Raw genomic sequence first — 20,640 nt, 5'->3', positions numbered from 1 at the left:
CCGTCGCCCGCCGATTGTGCGCGCTTCTGCTCGGGCCCCGGCGCGGGTAATGTCTTAACGACCCACAGTGGGGCAGGGACGCCAAGCTCAGGCCGTTGACCGACGATCCGACCGATCACAGTGCCGACGCCCGGACCGAGGCGCGCAAGCCCGCGCGCCCCGATCCCTTGCTGCTGCTCGCTCTCTCGGCCGCCGCCGGGGTGCTGGGCGCCCTGCTGTCGGGCGGAATCGGCGGGCCGCTGGGCGTCCTCTGTCTCAGTCCGCTGGCCATCGCCCTGGTCATGGGCCCCGAGCGAGGCCGGGACCGGCTGACCACCGCCGGAGCACTGCTCTCGATCGCCGCCGCCGCCGTCGCCGCGCTCGGCCAGCTGCTTGGCGTCTCGTTGCCGGCGCCCAGCCCGCCGGTGGCCATGGCGCTGGGCCTGCTCGGCATGGCGGTGATCGTCCTCGCCCTGGGCGCCGGCCTGCTGCTGGCCCGTCGCCGGGCCCGCGAGGCCAAGGACCGCCAGGACAACGAGACACAGCGGCTGACCAGCCTGTTGTCGGGCCAGCCGCACCTGCTGGTCGCCCTCTATCCGCACGGCAAGGTCCGCGCCCTCTACGGCCGCGCGCCGGAGGGCATCGACAGCGACGCCCTGGTTCGGCTTGGTCTGCCGGCGCTGGCCGCCCAGCGCGAGCCGGTGGCCGCCGCCCTGAAGGCGGCCGCCACCGAGGGCAGGGCCGAGGTCGCCTTCGCCCCGCTGTCTGCCCAGGACCGATGGATCGCCGTCTCCTTCCGCCGGGCCGAGGACGACATGATCCTGGCCGTCCTCCGCGACGCCACCACCGACCGCGCCCGCGAGGCGGCCCTCGAACAGGCGAAGACCGACGCCGAGACCCTGGCTAGCGGCAAGTCGCGGTTCCTGGCCAACATGAGCCATGAGCTGCGCACGCCGCTCAACGCCATCATGGGCTTCTCCGACATCATGCGGCAGCGCCTGTTCGGGCCGATGCCCGACAAGTACGGCGAGTACAGCGGCCTGGTGCATGAGGCCGGAAGCCATCTGCTGGACCTGATCAACGACGTGCTCGACATGTCGAAGATCGAGGCCGACCGCTTCGAGCTGTCGCGCGAACCGTTCGACGCCCGCGAGGCGGTGTCGGCGGCCCTCCGCCTGATGCGTCTGCAGGCCGACGGGGCCGGGGTTCAGCTGCGCGGCCTGCTGCCGACCCAGCCGCTGGAGATCGACGCCGATCGCCGGGCGCTGAAGCAGATCGTCCTGAACCTGGTGTCGAACGCCTTGAAGTTCACGCCCAAGGGCGGGGCGATCACGGTGACGGCCCATGGATTCGAGGGCGTCTTCGAGCTGGTCGTGGCCGACACCGGCGTCGGCATCGGGGCCGAGGACCTGGAACGGCTGGGCCGCCCCTACGAACAGGCCGGCGACAGCGACCGCCGGGCCATGGGCACCGGGCTTGGGTTGTCGCTGGTCCGCTCCTTCGCCGAACTGCACGGCGGCGAGATGGGCATCGAGAGCACGCTAGGGCAGGGCACGACGGTGACCATCCGCCTGCCGGTCCTGCTGCCCCCGGTCCAGCCCGCCGAGCCGGCGGGGGACAATGTGGTGGCGTTCAGCCCGGTGCGTTAGCGCGCCCCCGCCGCCAGGAACGCTCTTCCCGCCGCGAAGTCACCGACCTCGACATGCGCCTGGCGCACCTTGTCGCCGTTCGGGCCGATGAAGACGAACTCCACCACCACGGCCTCGCGAGGGTCCAGGCCCGCCAGCGCCGCCTGGGCGGTCGGGGAGAAGCGGAAGGCCCAGCCGGATTTGGCCTCGGCCGGCAGCAGCATGGGGCCGGCGGGCCCGCGGGCCTCGGCGGTGAACACCCGGGAGGCCGAGCGGGGCGAGGTGCGGGCGACCAGGGTCAGCTTGCCGCCCTTGCCGCGCGAACGGCTGTCCAGATAGGGGCCGCTGGTGCGGGTGACGTCGCGGATCACCAGCCGGGCCGCGTAGGGGGTGGCGTTGTCGGCGAAGATGGCGACGGCGGTCAGGCGCGGCGCGCCATACTGGCCCGCCAGTCCGAACTGCAGGCGGTCCCAGCCGAAGGCGCTGGTCTGCGACAGTTTCCAGCGCTCGCCAGACTTGGAGACCGAGCGGTCAGCGCTCCAGCCGGCGACCTCGCCCGGATAGTTCATGCGGGCCAGTTTGGCGTAGCCGGCGAAGGCGCCGCGCACCCGGCCGGCGGCGGTGGCGATGTCGGGCGAGCGGCAATCGACGGCCTTGGCCTTGCGCCAGGCGCGGCCTTCAGTCTCGGCCAGGGTCTCCTTCGGCGCGCCGGCCCGCAGCGCCGCGCCGCGCGCCTGCAGCCGCGAGGCGTCGAGCGCCGCCTTGATCTGCGGCGTGAACAGGGCGCAGCGCTGGTCGGCCGCGCTCATCACGGTTCGCTCATACAGCAGGTCCAGGGCCCCCCGGCGGCATGCGCGGGACGGCTGGTCACCACCAGGGCAACACAGATCAAACCCACCGACCACCAGGCGGCCCGACTCTTGATCTGCTCACGCAGGCTCGTCATCGGTCCGCATTTCTCTATTGTTGTGCGGTGACCATAGCGGCGGGCGCCCTACCATCCGGTTAGCGGCCCGCCGAAGCGTTGAAAGATCATCCTTGCTGCTGTCCACCGACATCTGGGTCGCCGCCCTGATCCGCCGCGCCGAGCTGGGCGGCGCGTTCGCCGCAGTCGCCCGCAAGGGCGACGCCCGGGCCGGCTCGGTGCTGGTCAAGGCGGTCAACCGTGGCGAGGGCGGCGCCCGCCTCTACAGCGAGGCCACCCGGGGCGACGGGGAGCGCTTCTGGATGCAGCCGGTGGCCAGCACGGTCGAGAGCGACCTAGACGCCTACATCGCCCGCACGGCCCGCATCGACCCCGACGTCTGGGTCGTCGAGATCGAGGACCGCCAGGGACGCCACTTCCTGACCGAGGCGGTGGAGTCCCGTTAACCGCGTTCCTTGACGGTCCTGTAAGTGAGACCGGTGCATTCATGTCTGCCCCCAGAATGAGTGCGCCATGCTTTTCCTGCTTAACGATGTGGTCCTGAACCTGGCCCCAACGGAAATGGCTCCGCCGGTCGCCGCCCCGCGGTTCCGCTCGCTGAGCCTGGGCTTTGTCGAGAAACTGGGCCGCGAACTGTTCTCCGAGGAGCCGCTGCTGCACCGCTTCCATCCGGAACGGGCGCGCCGCCTGGCCAGCCTGATCCTGCTCAAGCAGCCGGAGATCAATGCGGCCCTGTTCATCTCCCCCGCCCGGGGATGCGACGAGAAGCTGGTCGCGGTGCGCTACGCCCAGATCGGCTTCGAGGTCATGGGCCTGCTCTACGAGCGCCAGCAGCAGGGTAACCTGACCACGGTCGAGGCTGACCGGCAGGTCTGGCGGCGGCTCGCGGCCTAGGATTCCCGAAGAATGGGGAAGGGTTGGGGCTTCTACTGGACGTAGACCCCGTCCTTTGCTTAGCTCGCTGGGCGGGCGTCTCGGGGGGGCTTCAATGTTTTCGCGTATTCTGACGGCGCTTGCTGCTGTCGTCATGCTGGCCCTGGCCGCCAGCCCGGCCGAGGCGCGGTGGATCAAGGCCGAGAGCCCGCGTTTCATCGTCTACAGCAACGGCTCCGAAAGCGTGCTGCGCGACTACGTCAGCAAGATGGAGCTGTTCGATACCTTCCTGCGGGCCCGTCACGGCCTGCCGGAAACCGGTGTGCCGCTGCGCAAGCTGCCGATCTACCTGGTCAGGACCCGCGACGACCTGCAGGAGACCTGGTACGGGGCCGGCGACGCCATCGCCGGCTATTACCAGCCCGGCGCCTCCAATGTCTTCGCCGTGGCGACCAGCGAAGGGCGCGGCGACGACGACACGATCCTGCACGAATACGTCCACCACTTCATGCTGGGCAGTTTCCCGGGGGCCTATCCGTCGTGGATGGTCGAGGGCTACGCCGAATACTACGGCGTCACCAAGATCACCGACCGCTTCATCGAGGTCGGCCAGGTCAACGACAACCGCGGAGAGAGTCTGCTGGCCGGCAAGTGGATGCCGATGGCCAACCTGCTGGGCAACAAGCGGAGCAGCACCGACTGGGCCTCCTTCTACGCCCAGTCCTGGCTGCTGACCCACTATCTGATGAGCGATCCGGAGCGGTACAAGCAGTTCCAGGCCTACGCCGGCGCGGTCGCCAAAGGCGCTGATCCGGTGAAGACGATGACCGACGTCACCGGCCTGTCGATGGAGGCGCTGGAACAGACGCTGCGCCGATACGCCCGCAGCGGCCTGAAGATCACCCAGTTCAACCGCGGCGGTTTCGCCCCGCCGCAGATCACCATCACCACCCTGCCGCCCTCCGCCGATGACCTGCTGCTGCCCCGCGTGCAGATCGTCTCGCAGTACTACAAGAACGCGCCGCCCGGCTTTCTGGGGACCATCCAGCGCCGGGCCGCCAAGTATCCCGGTGATCAGCTGGCGACGCTGACCCTGGGCCAGGTCGAGGCGGAACTCGGCGACGACCTCAAGGCGCGCAAGCTGCTGAAGGACTGGATCGCCGGTCATCCCGACGATGCCGAGGCCATGTATGTGCTGGGCGTCGCCCTCTATGACGACGCCTTCGAGCGCGAGCCCGAGGAGGCCAAGCCCGACCCCAAGGCCAAGGACGACAAAGCCAAGGACGAAAAGGCCAAGAAGGAGGCGGAGGAGGCGGAAGCCCAGCCGAAGATCCGCAAGATCGCCGACAAGGCGATGATGACCGAGGCCGAGGAATGGCTGAAGAAGGCGTCGATTCTGGCCCCCAACGACTATCGCATCCTCTACGCCTATGCTCAGGCGCGGCGGTTCAGCGGCCAGTATCCCACCGCCGCCGACCTGGACTACCTGATCCGGGCTTACAAGCAGGCGCCGCAGGTGGTGGGGCTGCGCTTCGAGCTGGTTCAGGTTCTGATGGCCAAGCGCCACTGGCGCGAGGCCAGGGCCTTGTTGTCGCCGCTGGTCAACAGCCCGCATGGCGGCGGGACCGCCGCCGCGGCAAAGCAGCTTCTGCAGCGCATCGACGAGGCGGAGAAGGCCGGCGGCTAGGGGACCCGTGACATTTCCGCCTCCGCCCGCTACAGCCCGCCCCATGTCCAATACCCCCGCCGCCGAGGCCGCGCGCCGGCGCACCTTCGCCATCATCAGCCACCCTGACGCCGGCAAGACCACCCTGACCGAGAACCTGCTGCTGGCCGGTGGGGCGATCCGGGCAGCCGGTCAGGTGCGGGCCCGTGGCGAGAACCGCCGCACCCGGTCCGACTGGATGAAGATCGAGCGCGAGCGCGGCATCAGCGTCTCGGCCAGCGTCATGACCTTCGATCACGACGGTCTGATGTTCAACCTGCTCGACACCCCGGGCCACGAAGACTTCTCGGAAGACACCTACCGCACCCTGACCGCCGCCGACGCCGCCGTCATGGTGCTGGACGCCGCCAAGGGCATCGAGCCGCAGACCTTGAAGCTGTTCGAGGTCTGCCGCCTGCGCGACATCCCGATCGTCACCTTCATCAACAAGATGGACCGCGAGGCCCAGGACCCCTTCGCCCTGCTCGACGAGATCGCCACCAAGCTGCAGCTCGACCCCGCGCCGCTCTACTGGCCGGCCGGATCGGGCGGACGGTTCAAGGGCATGATCGACCTGCGGGCCCAGACCTTCATTCCCTACAATCGCAATCGCGACGAAGGGCATGATCCGGCCGTGCCGCTGAACGGCAATGCGGTGGACCGCTACCTCGACCCGGCCGAGCGGGAAGAGGCGGAGGAGGGGGCCATGCTGGTGCAGGAAGCCTCCAAGCCGTTCGATCCGGAAGCCTTCCTCGAAGGCCACATGACGCCGGTGATCTTCGGCTCGGCCCTGCGCCATTTCGGCGTCGATGAGCTGCTGGCCACCCTGGGCGCCTTCGCCCCGCCGCCCAAGGCCGTGAAGGTCGAGAAGGGCGGCCAGACGTCTGAGGTCTCGCCGGGCGATCCCGAGGTGTCGGGCTTCGTCTTCAAGGTCCAGGCCAACATGGACCCCAATCACCGCGACCGCATCGCCTTCTTCCGGCTGACCAGCGGCAAGTTCCAGCGCGGCATGAAGCTGAAGTCGCAGGGTACCGGCAAGCAGATGAGCGTCAACGCGCCCATCATGTTCTTCGCCTCCGACCGGGAGCTGGCCGAGGAGGCCTTCGCCGGCGACGTCATCGGCATTCCCAACCACGGTGTGCTGCGGGTCGGCGACAGCCTGTCGGAAACCGGAACCCTGCGCTTTGCCGGCCTGCCCAACTTCGCCCCGGAAATCCTGCGCCGGGTGCGGGTGCGGGACCCGCTGAAGGCCAAGCACCTGAAGAAGGCGCTCGAAGGCCTGGCCGAGGAGGGTGTCACCCAGCTGTTCCGGCCCGAGCTCGGTTCCGACTTCGTGGTCGGCGCCGTCGGCCAGTTGCAGTTCGAGGTCATGGCCGACCGGCTCGGCAACGAATACGCCCTGGACGTCATCTTCGAAGCCTCGCCGTTCGCGGAGGCCCGCTGGCTGGGCGGGACCGACGCCGACATCGAGAACTTCCGCTCCACCCACCGCACGGCCATGGCCAGCGACATCGACAACAGCCCGGTCTTCCTCGCCAAGTCGGCCTGGGAGATCAACTACGTCGCCGAGCGCTATCCGAAGGTCAGCTTCCAGCGCACGCGGGAGCGCGGCTGACCGTCGCTATGTCGGCTGGCCGCTTGACGGCCTTCCGCCCCCCGGGCTTCATGGAACCTCGGGAGGCCCGGCATGATCGTCATCGCCTTGAGCTTGATGCTGGCGAGCACGGACGGGCCGCCGCCCTATCCGCGGGCGCTGGCCTGCGCCGGCCTGACCATGGCCTGGTCCGATCTCGAAGCCGAGAACAGCTCCGCCGGCGCGAAACTGGCCCGCAGCGATGCGGAATTCTGGGCCTTCGCCGCCATGGATGCGGCGCGTCGTGACGGCGGGATGAAGCCACCGCAGGTCGAAGCGGCGATGGCCAGGGCGACGCAAGGTTCGCGCGCCCGCTTCCAGGCCAATGACGAGAACGCCGCCCGCGAGCTGCTCGATTGCCAGATGCTGATCCCGAAAGAGGGGCGCGGGATCGAGCCGGTCGGCGACTAGTCGGAGCGGATTTGGCCCGGAAAACGCCGGCCCGCTGGGCTCCGGGCAATATGTCTAGACATATTCATCTTGCTAAAGGGGCGGCGAAGCGCCTTGCACGGCCTTCGGACGGGCGGCGTTGGCATTCCGGCTCACCAACCTGTCAACATTCCCGGCCTTGGCGCCTACGTCCTGTCAACGCTGGCGCCAACATTCACAGCGGTTGCGCCACGGGAATATCACGCCCATTCAAGGGCTTGCTGGATGCGATCGTGCTTGCAGCGCCGGAAACCGGTATAATCGTCTGCCGCTTCGCTAAGCGCGGGCGCTGTCGGCGAGCGCCCAGCGGTGGGAGTCGGGCCCCAGCGGCAGGCGGAAGGGACGGGGGTCTTCGCGGCCCTCGCCCAGGTGGCGTTCGAAGGCGGCGATAATCTCGCGCGACAGGCCATCGACATGCTGTCCCGCCTTTCGGTGGGCGATCTCGATGAATTCGATGATCTGCTTGCGGTGACAGGCGCCGCGGAAATAGCGCAACGCCTCGATGATCTCGGCCGTCAGGGGCTCGAGCACCGTCACCGTGGCTTCGTCTTCAAGCCGCACCAGCTTTATCGCCATCACCGACCCCGTCCGTCGTGGTGGAAATTGGGCTCGCCTCAGGGGGGAACCCACGCGGCGGCACCATGACCCGGATCGATGCATATGGCGAATCGATTTCACCCTTATGACGGTTGACCCTCGACCTTGGGGCCGCGGCCCGCTAGGAGGCAGCCCTCCCATGCGTCCTCCCATCCTCGCTCTCAAAGACGTCCGCCTCGTGGACGGCGCCACCACCCTGTTCGACGGGGTCGATCTGGCGCTGGAGCCCGGGGTGAAGGCTTGCCTGGTCGGCCGCAACGGCGCCGGCAAGTCGACGCTGATGCGCCTGCTGATGGCCGAGATCCAGTCGGACGCCGGCGAGCGGTCCGTCAGCCCGGGCGCGCGCATCAGCGTGGTGCCGCAGGAGCCGAAGATCACCGGCGAGACCCTGCTCGACTACGCCACCGCCGGCGGGGCCGAAGGCTATCAGGCCGAGGCGACGCTCACGGAACTGGGCCTCGATCCGGCCAAGAGCACGGCCGGCCTGTCGGGCGGCGAAATCCGCCGCGCCGCCCTGGCCCGGGCCTTCGCCGAAGAGCCCGACGTGCTGATGCTCGACGAGCCGACCAACCACCTCGACATCCTGGCCATCGAGACCCTGGAAGGCATGCTGAAGAGCAGCCGGGGCGCGGCCCTGATCGTCAGCCACGACCGCGCCTTCCTGGAACGCACCACCACCCGCTGCTTCTGGCTGGAAAGCCGCCGGGTGCGCCGCCTCGACAAGGGCTTCGCCGCCTTCGACGACTGGTCGGAAAAGCAGCTGGAGGCCGAGGCCGACGAGTTCCGCCGCCTCAACGTCGCCCTGGCCAAGGAAGAACACTGGCTGCAGCGCGGCGTCACCGGCCGCCGGGCCCGCAACGAGGGCCGCCGCCGCCGGCTGATGGACATGCGCGAGCAGAAGTCCACCGTGCTGCGCGAGGCCCGCGGGACGCTGAACATGGAGATGAGCGTCGGCTCCGCCTCCGGCAAGCGGGTGGCCGAGGCCAAGAACCTGTCCAAGGCGTTCGGCGACAAGGTGCTGGTCAAGGGCTTCTCGACCCGCATCCAGCGCGGCGACCGCGTAGCCATCGTCGGGCCGAACGGGGCGGGCAAGACCACCCTGGTCAAGCTGCTGCTCGGCCAGATCGAGCCGGACGAGGGCACGGTCATCCTCGGGACCAACCTCGAGATTGCCTATATCGACCAGGCCCGGGCCGATCTCGACGCCAGCGCCACCCTCTGGGAAGCCCTGACCCCCGGCGGCGGCGACCAGGTGATGGTCGGCGCCACGCCGCGCCACGTCGCCGGCTACGCCAAGGACTTCCTGTTCCGCGACAACCAGCTGCGCCAGCCGGTCTCGACCCTGTCGGGCGGCGAGCGGGCCCGGCTGCTGCTGGCCCGGGCCCTGGCGACGCCGGCCAACCTGCTGGTGCTCGACGAACCGACCAACGACCTCGACATGGAAACCCTCGACATGCTCGAGGACCTGCTGGCCGGCTTCCAGGGCACCCTGATCCTGGTCAGCCACGACCGCGACTTCATCGACCGGCTGGCCGGCTCGACCATCGGCCTCAACGGCCGGGGCGAGGTGGTCGAGACGCCGGGCGGCTGGAACGACTTCCTGGCCCAGAACCCGGGCTTCTTCACCAGCGGCGTTCAGGTGCTGCGCAGCCAGCAGAAGTCGGCGGCTGCGGTCGCCGCGCCGGCCGCGCCGCCGAAGCCGAAGGCCAAGCTGACCTACAAGGACCAGCGCCGGCTCGAAGAGCTGGAGGGTCTGGTCGCCAGCCTGCCCCAGGACATCAAGAAACTTGAGGCGGCGATCGCCGACCCCGGCCTCTACGCCCGCGACCCGGCCGCCTTTGACCGCACCATGAAGGCCATGGACGCAGCCCGGTCGAAGCTGGCCGCCGCCGAGGAAGAATGGCTGGCCCTCGAGGAAAAGCGCGAAAGCCTGGCCGGCTGAAAACCGGTGGATAACCTCAGGCCCCTTGCCGGGTAAGGGCCCGCGATGACCTGTTCCCGCTTATCCACAAGCGGTCCCCAATTGATCCGACCTCGGTGCACAGGCCAGCGTTTTCAAGCTGTTGCAGCCGTCCGGGAGTGGTGAGACCCTCCCCTTGTCGAGAGGAACCGCGGCGCGGGCGAGACGGGAAACCGGAAGGCCAGGCGAGCGGAACGGCTCCAGACTTTAGGACCGAGGGGAGACCCACGGAGACCGGTCAGGGGTCGGTTGGTTGAAGACCGGAGCAATCCGGACCCCACGCCAGCCACCACCCCTCGGCCACCAGAACCCTTCGGGGGACTGGGTAAGAGGGTGAGGCCGCCGGGCGACCGGATGCTTCGCCCTCTTGCTCGTTTTGGCCTTCCCATTTCCCTGAACCCCTTGGCGACGAACGCCGGTCGCCCTACCTTCGCCAGCGATGTGTGGGAGGGTGGCATGACGTCTCGTCGAATGGTTCTGGCCGGTGGCATGGCGGCGCTCGCGGCGGCCTGTTCCAAGGCTCCCGAAACTCCGCCCGGCAAGACCCGCATCCGCTTCGCCACCGACTGGAAGGCCCAGGCCGAGCACGGCGGCTTCTACCATGCCCTGGCCAGCGGCGAGTACGCCCGGCGCGGCCTCAGCGTCGAGATCAAGCAGGGCGGCCCAGGCGTCAACGTGCCCCAGCTGCTGGCCGCCGGGGCCATCGAGCTGGGCATGGGCTCGAACAGTTTCATCGCCCTCAACCTGGTGAAGGAGAAGGTGCCGGTGAAGGCCGTCGCCGCCTTCATGCAGAAGGATCCGCAGGTCCTGATGGCTCACCCGGACCAGGGCATCAAGGGCATCGCCGACATGAAGGGCCGGCCGATCCTGCTGTCGGCCGCCTCGAAGGAGGCCTTCTGGGTCTGGCTGCGGGCCAAGTACGGTTTCACCGACGATCAGGTCCGCGCCTACAACTACAGCGCCGCGCCCTTCCTGGCCGACAAGCGGTCGATCCAGCAGGGCTATCTGTCCAGCGAGCCCTACACGATCGAGAAGGAGGCCGGGCTGAAGCCGGCCGTCTTCCTGCTGGCCGACGAGGGCTACCCCGGCTACGCCACCATGGTGCTGGCCCCCGACAAGCTGATCGCCCGCAATCCCGACGCCGTCCGCGCTTTCGTCGAGGCCAGCGCGATCGGCTGGAAGGCCTATCTGGCCGGCGACGCGGCCGCCACCGACGCCCTGATCCTCAAGGACAATCCGGAAATGACCCCGGAACTGCTGGCCCACGCCCGTGACGTGATGAACCAGTACGGCATCGTCGAGAGCGGCGATGCGAAAACCCTGGGCATCGGCGCCATGAGCGACGCCCGCTGGGCGGAGTTCTTCAAGGTGACCAGCGAGCAGGGCGTCTATCCGAAGGATATGGATTTCAAGCAGGCCTACACGCTTGAGTTCCTGAAGAAGTAGGCGGGTTCGGTGCGCTCGACCATCCTGGCAGGCAAACGAGCGCGATCCCTTCGGCGGGAGATGTCGAAGCCGGAGGTCTGGCTGTGGACCCGTCTTCGCGTCAGGCTGGAGGGACAGCCGCCGTTCAGACGCCAACACCCGATGGGCCACTACATCCTCGATTTTTTCTGCCCGCAGGCCAAGCTGGTTGTGGAAATCGACGGGCAGGGCCACTGGACTGAAGAGCAGGCGGCGCACGACGCGCGCCGCGATGCGTGGCTCAGGGCCGAAGGGTTGACCGTCCAGCGCATCGCTGCGTCGGAGGTCCTGGCCGACCCGGACGCAATCGCCGACGGTCTTCGCCTTCTCGCCCACGAACTTGCCGAGGGACGACGCTCCACATCCTCACCCGTTTACGGGGGAGGGGGACCGCGAAGCGGTGGAGGGGGCGAGTGACGAAGAGCCCTCTCTCAGAATTGAGCTGGTCGCGCCTTGAGAGGCTGGCGCACGGCCCTCGCCCCCTCCACCACCGGCTTCGCCGGCGGTCCCCCTCCCCCGTACGGCCTTCGGCCTACGTGGGAGGATGGGCGGCCGCACAATGATCGCCGACCTCAAAGCCGTTGAGGTCGAGTACGCCCGTGGGCTGGCGCTGGGGCCGGTCGATCTGACGCTTGGGGCCGGCGAGGTGGTCGCCCTGGTCGGGCCCTCCGGCTGCGGCAAGTCCACCGCCATGCGGCTGCTGGCCGGCCTTGAGGCGCCGACGCGGGGGACGGTGACCCGGGCGACGGAACGCGGCGAAACCGCCCTGGTCTTCCAGGCCCCGACCCTGGCCCCCTGGCTGAGCGCTGCCGGCAATGTGGCTCTGCCGCTCGAACTGGCCAGCATGCCGCGCAAGGAGGCCCGGGCCCTGGCCGCCGACTGGCTGGCCAAGGTCGGCCTGGCCGGCGCCGAGGACACACGCCCCGCCCAGCTGTCGGGCGGCATGGCCATGCGGGTCTCGCTCGCCCGGGCTCTGGCGACCAAGCCCCGCCTGCTGCTGCTCGACGAGCCCTTCGCCGCCCTCGACGAGATCACCCGCCGGCGGCTGGCCGACGATGTCTTGGCCCTGTGGTCGGAGTTCAAGCCCGCCATCCTGTTCGTCACCCACAATGTCGAGGAGGCCGTCTACATGGCCTCTCGCGTGGTGGTCATGACGCCCGGCCCCGGCCGCATCGCCGGCCAGCTGGCTATCGAAGGCCCGATGCCGCGCCCCGAGGGCTTCCGCACCACCGCCGGTTTCCGCCAGGCGGCCGAGGCCATCTCCCGCCTGCTGGCCGGGGGCGTCGCATGAAGCGCCTGATCGACATCCTCGCCCCGCTGGCCCTCGTCGTTGTCCTGCTGGCCGGCTGGGAGATCGCCTGCCGCGCCCTGGCCGTGCCCGTCTACCTGCTGCCCGCGCCCAGCGCCGTCTGGACCAGCCTGATGCAGGACTGGCCGGCCCTGGCCACCGCCGCCTGGACCACCCTGTCGATGGCCCTGACCGCCCTGGCCGTGGCCAGCGTCTGCGCCTGCACCCTGGCCCTGCTGGGCGGCCTCTCGCCCCTGATCGAAAAGGCCATCCAGCCGGTCGCCGTCACCATCCAGGTCACCCCGGTCATCGCCATCGCCCCGTTGGTGATGATCTGGACCGGCCTCGACCACCCCGAGCGCGCCATCATCGTGCTGGCTACCATCGTCGCCTTCTTCCCCATCTATTCGGGGGCTGCCACCGGCCTGCGCGCCGCCGATCCCGACCTCAAGCGCCTGTTCGCCCTCTACGGGGCCGATCGTTGGCAGAGCCTCATCCGCCTGCGCCTGCCGTCGGCCATCCCCGCCCTCGTCGAGGGGCACAAGGTGGCCACCGCCCTGGCCGTCATCGGCGCGGTGGTCGCCGAGTTCGTGGCCGGCTCGGGCGGGGCTCAGGGCCTGGCCTGGCGGATCATCGAGTCGGCCAACCGGCTGCAGACCGCCCGGGTGTTCGCCGCCCTGTTCACCCTGGCGATCATGGCGGCGCTGCTCTACGCGGCGGTCGACGTCCTCGAGCGCCGTATCCTCGCCTGGTGGCGCGGGCGTTAGGGGCCCCTTAAGCCGCAACAGGGCACACTGGCGGGAAGCAAATCTCCGGTCCCCCATGCGTCTTGGCCTCATCCTCCTGTTGATCGGTCTTCCCGGCGCCGCCCTGGCCGCCGAAGACCGCTATGGCCCGAGCCGCAGCCAATCACCGCCGGCCGCCGTCATTGCCGCTTCCAGCCCGGTCCCTCCCGCTCTCCGCGAACCGACCGACTATCGCGGCCGCACCCTGAGCTGGGCCGGCAAGCCGGTCACCGCCGCGCCGCGGGCCGCTCCGGTCACGCCGGCGGCCATCGTTGCCGCACCGCCGCCTGTCCTGGCCTCACGCGCGCCCGAGCCGTCGCGCCTGCCGACCAGTCTCTACGACGCGCCCGCGCCTGCCGCGCAGCCCGCCGCCGCTGGCCCGCAGCCGACGCCGCCCAGCCTGCCGCCGCCGCCCAGCCCGCCACCGCTGGCCGGGACACCCAACTACGGCTACAGCGCGCCGCGGTCCTATTCCGTCGTTCGCGAGTGGGGCGGCACGCCCGACCGCATCCCGACCCCGCCGGCCGCCTCGCAGTTCAGCGGCCGCGAGGTCGCCCTCGACCCCGGCACGCTTGGCGCCGCCCAGCAGCCCGACCCGGCCTCCGATGACGAAGCCGATGAGGAACAGGCCCAGCAGCAGCGGGACCAGCAGCAGCGGGACCAGCAGCAGAAGAACCTCGCCAAACAAGCCACGAAGGATGCCCGCAAGTGACCGCCGAGACTGGACGCCTGCGCGAACTGGTCGACCTGGCCCATGAAGGGTCAAGCGAGCGGCGACGCGATCTCTTGCGCGGCCTGACCGACGCCTTCTTCTCCCGTGACGCCCACGCCCCGGCCGAAATGGCCCTGTTCGACCAGGTGCTTGGTCAGTTGGCCGGCGAAATGGAAGTTGCTGTCCGGGCCGAACTCTCCGGCCGCCTGTCCGCGCGCCGTGACGCCCCGGCCGGCGTCCTGCGCCGCCTGGCCGGCGACCAGATCGAGGTCGCCCGGCCGGTGCTGACCGGCGCCGCCTCCTTGAGTGAGAGCGACCTGATCGTCGTCGCCCGCTCCCAGGGCCAGGCGCACCTGCAGGCCATCTCGCAACGGCCACGCCTGTCGTCGGCCGTGTCCGACGTCATCGTCGAGCGCGGCGACGAGGAGACGCTCAGCGTCCTGATCGGCAACGACGGCGCCGACCTGTCGCGCGAGGCCCAGGAGCGGCTGGTCGACAAGGCCGAAAACAGCCCGCGCCTGCAGGAAGGCCTGGTCAATCGCCGCAGCCTGCCGGTCGACCTGCTCAACGAGATCTACTTCGTAGCCGAAGCCCGCATCCGCGAGCAGATCCTGGCCCGCAACGCCAGCATCGATCCGGCCGAACTGGAGCGAGCCCTGGAGAACGGCCGCAAGCGGCTGGCCGCCCAGGACGGCGCCCTGCCGGCCGACTACGCCCAGGCCGAGGCCGACGTCCAGCGGATGGCGGCCAAGGACGAACTCGGCCCCCGCGCCTTGGCGGCCATGCTGCGCGGTCGTCAGACGACCCGCTTCCTCGTCGCCCTGGCCCATCTGGCCAACATCGACTTCCACACCGCCCGCCGCATCGTCGAACGCCGCGAGCTCGACGCCCTGGCGGTGATCTGCAAGGCGGCCGGCTTCGAGGCCAGCCTGTTCCTGACCTTCGCGGTGCTGATCCTCGACAGCGATGGCGACGCCATGGCCAAGGCCCGGCAGTATGGCCAGCTGTACAACGACCTGCCGCTGGAGGTCGCCCAGCGCACCATCCGCTTCTGGCAGATCCGCCGGCGGACCGGGGACGTCGCCGCCGCCTAGACCGACGGTCTTACGGCAGCTTCGACGTCACGTCCGGAAACTCCAGAACCACCAGCTTGCCCCTGGTCGGCTTGCCGTCGACGTCGAGCGGGGCGGCCGTGAACTTGCGGGCCGTCCACTTGGCCGGGCCGTCATAGGCCTTGCGCGAACCTGGCTCGGCGCAGGGGGTCAGCTTGCCGGTGACGCTGATGCGGCAGACCAGACGCAGCGTCCGGGTCTCGCCGATGGTCTTGGTCGGCCGCACCCGGCCGGTCCACGTCAGGCGCTCCAGCGGGATCAGGTCGTAGGGCAGGCCGTCGGCGGCGAACTTGCCGGGGGCGGTCCAGACGATCGGGACACGCACCAGGCGGCCGGTGACCGGCGCCCCGTCCGGGCCCACGGCCTTCATCTTGTAGAGGCGGGTCAGCTTCAGGCTGGGCCCCGCGAAGCCGGCCTCTGGGTTGGTGTCCTTGATGACCTCGCAGCGGTCGAGGTCGCCCATGGCCGTGGCGCGGCAGATCATCGTCACCGTGCCGCCCTTGCCGGTCTCGTAGGCGGAGACGGGATAGGCGTCGGTCAGGTCGGCGCGCGTCGGCTTGGAGAGCCATTCGGGTCGGCCGAACTCCGGCTCGGCGGGAGGGGTTTCCTGAACGGCCAGGGCCAAAGCGAACAACGACAGCAGCATGGTTTAAGCTTCGGACCGTTCCCTGAGGCGTTCAAGCCCCTGCGCGGCCAGGTCGCACAGGGAACGCAGGCCCTGTTCGGAAAACACTTCCAGGGCGGCGTCGTATGCCATGGCCGCGTTCGCCAGTCGATGGTCGCCGCGGCCGGTGATCTCCACCCGCAGTTCATACAGCCGGGCCAGGCCCAGCTGGGTGAGGGCCCAGGCCGTGGGGTCCTGGCCGGGATTGCGGGCCGTGAGGTCGGTCAGCATGGCGGCCTCGGCGGCGTCGAGCACGGCGAGGTCGCCGGTCAGCTCGGCCAGGCGGCCCAGGCAGTTGGCGCGGCCGGCGGCGACGCAGGCGTGCAGGGCCAGGGCCGTCTCGCCGCCCAGGTCGAAGACGGCCCGGTCGTAGCAGCGCAGGGCCTGGTCGAAGGCGCGCGGGGCGTCGGTCAGTTCGCCGAGCGTCTGCAACGCCTGGCCAAGCTGGGCCTGGATGCGGGTCCAGTCCAGCGGGCTGTGGTCGCGCGGGATCAGCTCCAGGGCGTCGGTCAGCTGTTGCACCCCGTCGGCGGCGGCGATGGTGTCGGCGGTCAGCTCGGCCAGGGCGGCGCGGGCGGCGCCGGCCTGGGCGGTGATGCGGGCGCTCATCAGCGGCTCGTAGTCGGGGTCGAGGGTCCCGGTCGCCAGGGCCAGTTCGCGCAGGGCGCAGTCGATCAGCGGCTGGTCCTTCAGCCGGGCGCCGCAGCCGGCCAGGATGTCGGCCAGCACGGCGCGTTGCTCGGCGGCGGCCATGCGCAGGGCGACATTGCCCTTTCCAGCCTGGTCGAGGCGGCGCAGCGGGGCCTCGAAGCGGCCGGCAGCGGCCAGGGCGTCTTCCACCCCGCCGCCCCGCAGGGCCCGGCGGCCGTCGACGCCGGCCAGGCCGCACAGGGCCAGGGCGCCGGCCGGGCCGGGATCGGCGGCGACGGGCGTCAGGGTGGCGATGACCGCCGCTTCCAGGCCCTCGTCGCCGAACAGCTCGGCCCCGAGCAGGGCGCTGAAGGCCTGCTCGACCCGGGCCCGGGCGACGCCGGCCGGGCGGCGGGCGGCCTCGAACTTCGTGGCGGCGCTCTCGGCGGCGGCGGCGGCCTTGCGCAGGGCGACGGCGTCGCCCGAGCGGCGGGCGACCTCGCGCCAGACCAGGGCGGCGTCCAGCTGGCGCATGGCCGGGTCGCGGGCGCTGATGCGGCCGGCGGCGATGTCGGCGGCCCGGGCCTCGGCCTTCAGCAGCCGCAGGTCCAGCAGGTCCAGCAGGGCCGCGTCGCCGCCGGTCATCCCGTCGCGAGGCGGGCTGGCGGGGGTCTCGAAGGCGCGGCGTAGCTGACGACCGAACTCGAACATGCGGAACTCCGGAACCGTCCCGGACCGGAACAGTCCGGTGGGGGTCATGTCGGTCCAGAGCAAACCCCGATCCAGCCGCGTTTACAACTCGTTAACCATATTTTCCTGTTGAGCGGTCACAAGTCCTCCTCCGGCGCGTAGCGACGGGGGAGGGGGACCGCCGCCGAAGGCGGTGGTGGAGGGGGCAGCGCCGGCTCTTGGCGATGACCATGAATGCAGCTGTCAAAGGCGCGCCAGAACGCGCTTCATCCCGACAGTTCAGCGCTGCCCCCTCCACCACGCCCTGCGGGCGCGGTCCCCCTCCCCCGTGACGCGTTGCGTCCCGAAGGAGGAATTATCAATACGGGATCGGCTCGCTCGGCGCCGGCGGCGCGCTGGCTCCCGGCGGGGCCTGTCCGGGCGGCGGGTCGATCACTGGATCCGGGTCGCGGGTCAGGATTTCCAGTTCGCTGGCCGAGCGGCTGAAGTCGCTCCCGAGCCCCTCGTAGAAGCCGTTGCGCGGGTCGGGCTCGGTTTCCGGCTCGACGTCGGGCAGCAGCCAGTCGAAGTCGCGGGCCGGCAGGCCAGCGTGGGCGGCGACCATGTACTGGCGCCAGATGGTCGAGGGCATGCCGCCGCCGGCCACCCGCTCCATCGGCGTGTCGTCGTCGTTGCCGACCCAGACGCCGGTGACCACGTCCGGCGTGAAGCCGATGAACCAGGCGTCGCGGTAGTTCTGGCTGGTGCCGGTCTTGCCCGCCGCCGGCCGGCCGAAGGCGGCCCGCGTGCCGGTGCCGCGCTCGACGACACCCTTGAGCATCTTGACCATCATGCTGGCGTACTGGATGTCGTAGACCGGCGTGCCCGGCCGCTGGCTGCGGTTGTAGACCGGCTGGCCGTCCTGGGTGACGATGCTCTCGATGATGTAGGGCTGCACCCGCTGGCCGGCCTGCTGGAACACCTGGAAGGCGCTGGTCAGCTCCAGCAGGTTCACCTCGTACGAGCCCAGCGCCACCGACAGGTCCGGCCTGGCCGGAACGGTGGTCACCCCGAAGCGGCGCGAAATTTCGCCGATGGCCGGGCCGCCCACCTCCTGGCCGAGCTTGACCGCCACGGTGTTGATCGACTTGGCCAGCGCCACCTCCAGGGTGACCGGCCCCGAGTAGTTTCCGCCATAGTTCTCCGGCGCCCAGTCGCCGAACTTCACCGGCCCGTCGACGCGGATGTCCTTGGGCAGCAGGCCCTTCTCCAACGCCGCCGCATAGACGAAGGCCTTGAAGGTCGAGCCCGGCTGGCGTTTGGCCTGGACAGCGCGGTTGAACGGGGCGACGTCGAAGTCGGCGCCGCCGACCATGGCCCGGATGGCCCCGTCGCCGCCCAGCGACAGCAGCGCCGCCTGCCGGGCCTTGGCCTTGACGCCATCGGTGCTCAGCACCTTGCGCACGGTATCGGCCCCGACTTTCTGCAGCTTCGAATCGAGGGTGAGCCGCACGGTCAGGTCGGGGGCGTTGGCGCCGGCGATCTTCACCGCCTCGTTGGTGGCGTAGTCGAGGACATAGCCGAGATCCCCCTCGTCCTGCAGCGCCTTGGCCTGCAGCTTCGGCGGATTGTCGATCGCTTCCTGCTCCTGGGCGGCGGTGATCCAGCCCTCCTTGCGCATCCGGTCGAGCACCAGGTGCGAGCGCAGCAGGGCGGCGGCCATGTTCTTGTTCAGCGCCAGGCGCGAGGGCGCCTTGGGCAAGGACGCCAGCAGGGCCGCCTCGCCGATGGTCAGATCGCGGGCCGACTTGCCGAAATAGCTCATCGAGGCGCCATCGACGCCGAAGGTGTTGGCCCCGAAATAGATGCGGTTGAGGTACAGCTCGAGGATCTCGTCGCGGGTCAGCACCCTGTACAGCCGCCGCGCCATCACCGCCTCGTGCAGCTTGCGCTTGATGGTCTGTTCCGGGGTGAGGAACAGGCCCTTGGCCAGCTGCTGGGTGATGGTCGAGCCGCCCTGCACCGTGTGACCGGCCCGCCAGTTGACGACGGCGGCGCGGCTGATGCCGTACAGGTCCAGCGCCCCGTGCTGGTAGAACCGCCGGTCCTCGGCCGCCAGGAAGGCGTGGGTGACGTGCTCGGGCAGCTGGTCCAGGGTGATGCGCTGGCCATAGCGGGGCCCGCGCGTGGCGATCAGCGTCCCCTGGCGGTCGAGGAACTTGATGCCCGGCGCCCGGTTGACGGCGAACAGGGCGGCCCGGTCGGGCAGCGGCGGCACATCGGTCAGATACTTGCGCCAGACATAGACCCCGCCGCCGATGGCCACGGTCACGCCGATGACGAACAGCACGGCCAGGGTGATCCACAGCCACTTCAGCTTGCCGAGCAGCGCCTTGAACCGTTCCCAACCCTGGCCGTCGGAAACGATGCGCTCGCGCCGGGGCTTCTTCTCCCTCGGCGGCTTCGGCGGCTTCGGCGTCCGCGGCTCGCGGGGCGGCCTGGCCTTCTTCTCCTTAACCGGCCTTTCGCGGCGCGGCGGCGGCGCGGGTTCAGGCTCCGGGTCCTCGGCGGCCGGCCGGGAATCGTCGAACCGGAAGGGTTCGAGGCTCCACTTGTCGTTTTCGTCGTTGGACACGGGCTACCTGAAGTCTGAACACGGGAAAGGACGCCTCATCTGTATCCTTCAGAGGCGCGTGCGGTCCATCACGCAAGGATTGTGCCGAACCGGCAAGGACAGGCGGGCTGGCGAGCGCGGCGGATCGGGGGTACTGCCTTGCCCATGCCTCGCCGACCCTTCTGGGAATACAAGAGCCTCCGCCAGATGACGGTGGCCGAATGGGAAAGCCTATGCGACGGCTGCGGTCTCTGCTGCCTGGTTCGCTTCGAGGATGAGGACAGCGGCCAGGTCATCCCCACCCGCGTGCACTGCATGCTGTTCGACAGCCAGCGCTGCAGCTGCACCGACTACGCCAATCGCAAGGCCCAGGTGCCCGACTGCGTCAAGCTGACCCCGCACAACATCGAGGCCCTGCCCTGGATGCCGCCCAGCTGCGCCTACCGCCGCCTGCACGAGGGCAAGACCCTGCCCGAATGGCACCCCCTGGTCACCGGCGACCCCGACAGCGTCCACAAGGCCGGCGTCTCGGTGCGCGGCCAGACCATCAGCGAGACCGAACTCGTCGACCCCGAGGACGCCCTCGAATACACCGCCTGGGACCTGATGATCGACCGGGGGGACGAGCCTTACGACCCGGATTGACCCCCGCGTCTGTCATCCCGGCCGCAGCGCGAAGCGCGGAGAGCCGGGACCCAGGGAGGGACAGGGCGCCGTCCCTGCCGCCGCCGACCCTGTGGGCGCCGCCCCTGGGTCCCGGCTCTCCCCCCGGCTCTCGCCGGGGTCCGGCCGGGATGACAGCGGTGGGCGGGGGAGCGAAGCCTTCCTCCTTCCCAGACGCCGGCCCTGAACCCCCTCAGTGTCGGGACCGGCGACAATATGTCGAAAACCGGCGCCGGCCACGCAACCGCCGCCCTCGCGCGGCGTTGGGGTGTAGCGCGATAGACCGCTCCGACCTGTTCCAACCTGGCCC

The 20,640-nt window shown here is 70.0% G+C and carries 19 protein-coding genes; 14 read left to right on the top strand and 5 right to left on the bottom strand.

Annotated elements, in window-relative coordinates; genetic code table 11:
- Window positions 1-95 precede the first annotated feature (95 nt).
- On the top strand, window positions 96-1,628 hold the full coding sequence (locus tag O5I81_RS15845; protein WP_271065827.1) for a HAMP domain-containing sensor histidine kinase: 1,533 nt from the start codon (window positions 96-98) through the stop codon (window positions 1,626-1,628).
- Here the strand turns inward: O5I81_RS15845 and O5I81_RS15840 are convergent.
- Window positions 1,625-2,416 (bottom strand): hypothetical protein, encoded by a 792-nt coding sequence (locus O5I81_RS15840; protein ID WP_271065826.1) that lies wholly within the window; start codon window positions 2,414-2,416, stop codon window positions 1,625-1,627. The two genes, O5I81_RS15845 and O5I81_RS15840, sit on opposite strands and share 4 nt — an antisense overlap.
- A 229-nt stretch (window positions 2,417-2,645) precedes the next feature.
- On the opposite strand from O5I81_RS15840, the gene O5I81_RS15835 reads away from it, so the two are divergent.
- The 5 genes from O5I81_RS15835 (at window position 2,646) to O5I81_RS15815 (ending at window position 7,154) form a co-directional block, all read left to right on the top strand.
- The gene (locus tag O5I81_RS15835; protein ID WP_271065825.1) at window positions 2,646-2,978 is read left to right on the top strand and encodes a DUF1491 family protein; all 333 of its coding nucleotides are present in this window, start codon (window positions 2,646-2,648) and stop codon (window positions 2,976-2,978) included.
- A gap of 67 nt (window positions 2,979-3,045) precedes the next feature.
- On the top strand, window positions 3,046-3,426 hold the full coding sequence (locus tag O5I81_RS15830; RefSeq protein ID WP_271065824.1) for a hypothetical protein: 381 nt from the start codon (window positions 3,046-3,048) through the stop codon (window positions 3,424-3,426).
- Between the two features lie 94 nt (window positions 3,427-3,520).
- Entirely contained in the window at window positions 3,521-5,092 is a 1,572-nt protein-coding gene (locus O5I81_RS15825; RefSeq protein WP_271065823.1) for a hypothetical protein, read from the top strand.
- 43 nt (window positions 5,093-5,135) lie between these two features.
- A complete protein-coding gene (locus tag O5I81_RS15820; RefSeq protein ID WP_271065822.1) occupies window positions 5,136-6,725 on the top strand; it encodes a peptide chain release factor 3 in 1,590 nt (529 codons plus the stop codon).
- 72 nt (window positions 6,726-6,797) lie between these two features.
- The gene (locus O5I81_RS15815) at window positions 6,798-7,154 is read left to right on the top strand and encodes a hypothetical protein (protein WP_271065821.1); all 357 of its coding nucleotides are present in this window, start codon (window positions 6,798-6,800) and stop codon (window positions 7,152-7,154) included.
- A gap of 294 nt (window positions 7,155-7,448) precedes the next feature.
- Here O5I81_RS15815 and O5I81_RS15810 read toward each other — a convergent pair whose 3' ends face one another.
- A complete protein-coding gene (locus O5I81_RS15810) occupies window positions 7,449-7,748 on the bottom strand; it encodes a hypothetical protein (protein ID WP_271065820.1) in 300 nt (99 codons plus the stop codon).
- Between the two features lie 160 nt (window positions 7,749-7,908).
- On the opposite strand from O5I81_RS15810, the gene O5I81_RS15805 reads away from it, so the two are divergent.
- The 7 genes from O5I81_RS15805 to O5I81_RS15775 all read left to right on the top strand — a co-directional run bounded on the left by O5I81_RS15805 (window position 7,909) and on the right by O5I81_RS15775 (window position 15,072).
- Entirely contained in the window at window positions 7,909-9,711 is a 1,803-nt protein-coding gene (locus O5I81_RS15805) for an ABC-F family ATP-binding cassette domain-containing protein (RefSeq protein WP_271065819.1), read from the top strand.
- 474 nt (window positions 9,712-10,185) lie between these two features.
- A complete protein-coding gene (locus O5I81_RS15800) occupies window positions 10,186-11,175 on the top strand; it encodes an ABC transporter substrate-binding protein (protein ID WP_271065818.1) in 990 nt (329 codons plus the stop codon).
- Window positions 11,176-11,184: 9 nt separating this feature from the next.
- Window positions 11,185-11,610, top strand: a complete 426-nt coding sequence (locus tag O5I81_RS15795) for a DUF559 domain-containing protein (protein ID WP_271065817.1) — start codon at window positions 11,185-11,187, stop codon at window positions 11,608-11,610.
- Window positions 11,611-11,752: 142 nt separating this feature from the next.
- Window positions 11,753-12,484, top strand: coding sequence for an ABC transporter ATP-binding protein (locus tag O5I81_RS15790; protein WP_271065816.1), 732 nt, complete (start codon window positions 11,753-11,755; stop codon window positions 12,482-12,484).
- A gap of 5 nt (window positions 12,485-12,489) precedes the next feature.
- Complete coding sequence (locus O5I81_RS15785; RefSeq protein ID WP_271069046.1) at window positions 12,490-13,248, top strand: ABC transporter permease; 759 nt, start codon at window positions 12,490-12,492, stop codon at window positions 13,246-13,248.
- A 55-nt stretch (window positions 13,249-13,303) separates the two neighbouring features.
- Complete coding sequence (locus O5I81_RS15780; RefSeq protein WP_271065815.1) at window positions 13,304-13,978, top strand: hypothetical protein; 675 nt, start codon at window positions 13,304-13,306, stop codon at window positions 13,976-13,978.
- A complete protein-coding gene (locus tag O5I81_RS15775) occupies window positions 13,975-15,072 on the top strand; it encodes a DUF2336 domain-containing protein (RefSeq protein ID WP_271065814.1) in 1,098 nt (365 codons plus the stop codon). The genes O5I81_RS15780 and O5I81_RS15775 overlap by 4 nt, the downstream gene beginning before the upstream one ends.
- A 10-nt stretch (window positions 15,073-15,082) precedes the next feature.
- Here O5I81_RS15775 and O5I81_RS15770 read toward each other — a convergent pair whose 3' ends face one another.
- The 3 genes from O5I81_RS15770 to O5I81_RS15760 form a co-directional block, all read right to left on the bottom strand.
- On the bottom strand, window positions 15,083-15,736 hold the full coding sequence (locus O5I81_RS15770) for a hypothetical protein (protein WP_271065813.1): 654 nt from the start codon (window positions 15,734-15,736) through the stop codon (window positions 15,083-15,085).
- A 3-nt stretch (window positions 15,737-15,739) separates the two neighbouring features.
- Window positions 15,740-17,158, bottom strand: a complete 1,419-nt coding sequence (locus tag O5I81_RS15765) for a hypothetical protein (RefSeq protein ID WP_271065812.1) — start codon at window positions 17,156-17,158, stop codon at window positions 15,740-15,742.
- A 274-nt stretch (window positions 17,159-17,432) separates the two neighbouring features.
- A complete protein-coding gene (locus O5I81_RS15760) occupies window positions 17,433-19,688 on the bottom strand; it encodes a PBP1A family penicillin-binding protein (protein WP_271065811.1) in 2,256 nt (751 codons plus the stop codon).
- Window positions 19,689-19,832: 144 nt separating this feature from the next.
- On the opposite strand from O5I81_RS15760, the gene O5I81_RS15755 reads away from it, so the two are divergent.
- On the top strand, window positions 19,833-20,312 hold the full coding sequence (locus O5I81_RS15755; protein WP_271065810.1) for a YcgN family cysteine cluster protein: 480 nt from the start codon (window positions 19,833-19,835) through the stop codon (window positions 20,310-20,312).
- Window positions 20,313-20,640: the final 328 nt, after the last annotated feature.

This window comes from Caulobacter sp. NIBR1757 (assembly GCF_027912495.1).
Classification (GTDB): Bacteria; Pseudomonadota; Alphaproteobacteria; order Caulobacterales; family Caulobacteraceae; genus Caulobacter.
The sequence above is the reverse complement of the archived record's forward strand: the minus strand, read 5'-3'. Positions and strand labels throughout refer to the sequence as shown.

What these genes read in the sequence shown, in the direction of transcription:
- O5I81_RS15840 (WP_271065826.1), bottom strand. Translation starts at nt 2,416, where the DNA reads ATGAGCGCGGCCGACCAGCGCTGCGCCCTGTTCACGCCGCAGATCAAG.
- O5I81_RS15830 (WP_271065824.1), top strand. Translation starts at nt 3,046, where the DNA reads ATGCTTTTCCTGCTTAACGATGTGGTCCTGAACCTGGCCCCAACGGAA.
- O5I81_RS15825 (WP_271065823.1), top strand. Translation starts at nt 3,521, where the DNA reads ATGTTTTCGCGTATTCTGACGGCGCTTGCTGCTGTCGTCATGCTGGCC.
- O5I81_RS15820 (WP_271065822.1), top strand. Translation starts at nt 5,136, where the DNA reads ATGTCCAATACCCCCGCCGCCGAGGCCGCGCGCCGGCGCACCTTCGCC.
- O5I81_RS15815 (WP_271065821.1), top strand. Translation starts at nt 6,798, where the DNA reads ATGATCGTCATCGCCTTGAGCTTGATGCTGGCGAGCACGGACGGGCCG.
- O5I81_RS15810 (WP_271065820.1), bottom strand. Translation starts at nt 7,748, where the DNA reads ATGGCGATAAAGCTGGTGCGGCTTGAAGACGAAGCCACGGTGACGGTG.
- O5I81_RS15805 (WP_271065819.1), top strand. Translation starts at nt 7,909, where the DNA reads ATGCGTCCTCCCATCCTCGCTCTCAAAGACGTCCGCCTCGTGGACGGC.
- O5I81_RS15800 (WP_271065818.1), top strand. Translation starts at nt 10,186, where the DNA reads ATGACGTCTCGTCGAATGGTTCTGGCCGGTGGCATGGCGGCGCTCGCG.
- O5I81_RS15790 (WP_271065816.1), top strand. Translation starts at nt 11,753, where the DNA reads ATGATCGCCGACCTCAAAGCCGTTGAGGTCGAGTACGCCCGTGGGCTG.
- O5I81_RS15780 (WP_271065815.1), top strand. Translation starts at nt 13,304, where the DNA reads ATGCGTCTTGGCCTCATCCTCCTGTTGATCGGTCTTCCCGGCGCCGCC.
- O5I81_RS15770 (WP_271065813.1), bottom strand. Translation starts at nt 15,736, where the DNA reads ATGCTGCTGTCGTTGTTCGCTTTGGCCCTGGCCGTTCAGGAAACCCCT.
- O5I81_RS15755 (WP_271065810.1), top strand. Translation starts at nt 19,833, where the DNA reads ATGCCTCGCCGACCCTTCTGGGAATACAAGAGCCTCCGCCAGATGACG.